Below are 1,635 nucleotides of genomic sequence, written 5' to 3'. Positions count from 1 at the left end.
GTCGCCGTCGTCGACATCGACGAGGCCTCGATCGGCAAGGTCGGGCAATGGCCGTGGCCGCGCACCACGATAGCCGAACTCGTCGACCGTCTCGGCAGTCTCGGCGCAGCGGCGGTCGCGTTCGATATGGTCTTCCCCGAAGCTGACCGCACGTCGCCGCTACGCGCGATCGCGGCATTGGAAAAAGCCGGCGTGGCGGTAACCGTCCCTCCTGGCGCCGAACTCGACAATGACGGGGTGCTGGGCAAGGCCTTCGCACGAAATCCCGTAGTCGCCGGCATTGCAATCAGCAACGAGACCCAGGCGCATCTGCCACCGCCAAAGGCCGGCTTCGCGTTCGGAGGCGCTGATCCGAAAAGTTATCTGCCTTCATTCCGCGGCGGCGTTGCGAACCTGCCGGTGCTTGACAGGAATGCGCCGGGTCTGGGCTTCTTTTCCTTCCCGTTGAGCGGGGACGGCGTGGTTCGCTCGCTTCCGCTGCTCGCCAATGCCGGCGGACAACTCTATCCCGCGCTCGCCGTCGAGGCATTGCGTGTTGCGCAGGGCGCAGGCTCGTTTGTCGTGCGCAGCACCGGTGCGAGCGGCGAGGCCGACAGCGGCCGTCAGGCGATGACGGCGCTGAAGGTCGGCGCGCTGGCGATGCCGACGGGACCGGATGGGCAATTCCGCGTCTACTATTCCGGCCTGCCCGACCTGGAGACGATCCCCGCCGCAAGGCTGCTCGATCCGGGCGCGGCCGCGACGCTGCAACAATCCGTGGCAGGCCATGTTGTTCTGATCGGCACCAGCGCTGTCGGCCTACGCGATCTTGTCGCCACGCCATTCCAGCAGGCGGTGGCGGGCGTGCGCGTCCACGCCGAGATCATCGACCAGATCATCGGGCAGGAATTCCTTGTTCGTCCCGACTGGGCCGACGGCGCTGAAATATTGCTCGCTGTCGTCCTGGGCCTCGCCGTTCTCGTCGTCGAGTGGCGGACCGGGGCGTTGGTGAGCGGCCTGACGGCGCTGGGGCTAGTCACGGTTGCCCTCGGAACGTCGTGGGCGGCCTTCATCTACGGTCATCTGCTGATCAACCCGATCGTGCCCGCCGGAGCCATCCTTGCCGTCTTCACGGTCACGATGCCTGTACTGTTGTTGATGGCGGATCGCGAAAAGCGATTCATCCGCGGCGCGTTCGCGCACTACCTGTCACCCGCGCTGGTCGGGCGGCTCGCCGATAACCCGGCGTCGCTGCGGCTCGGCGGTGAAATTCGCGAACTGACCATCCTGTTCTCCGATATTCGTGGCTTCACTTCGCTTTCCGAAAACCTCGATCCGGACGCGCTGACAAGGCTTTTGAATGGATTCCTCACGCCGGCCACGGACGTTCTGCTGAAATCTGAAGCCACGATCGACAAATATATCGGCGACGCGATCATGGCCTTCTGGAATGCGCCTCTCGATATCGCCGACCATCCGCGAAAGGCGTGCCTGGCGGCACTGCGCATACAGGAGGCCGTCGAGATATTGAACAGCGAAGCCGGCTCTGCGCTCCGGGTTGGTCTCGGCCTTCATACCGGCCAATGCTGCGTGGGTAATCTCGGTTCGGCGCAGCGCTTCAGCTACTCGGCCATCGGCGACAGCGTCAACGTCGCG

General features: G+C 64.8%; 1 protein-coding gene. It reads left to right on the top strand.

Going from position 1 to position 1,635, the window contains the following annotated elements:
* The coding region (locus tag Q0L57_RS14665) for a CHASE2 domain-containing protein (RefSeq protein WP_296743745.1) at nucleotides 1–1,635 on the top strand (1,635 nt) is incomplete at both ends.

Source organism: Mesorhizobium sp., from assembly GCF_024509055.1.
In the GTDB taxonomy this organism is placed as follows: Bacteria; Pseudomonadota; Alphaproteobacteria; order Rhizobiales; family Rhizobiaceae; genus Mesorhizobium.
The sequence above is the reverse complement of the archived record's forward strand: the minus strand, read 5'-3'. Positions and strand labels throughout refer to the sequence as shown.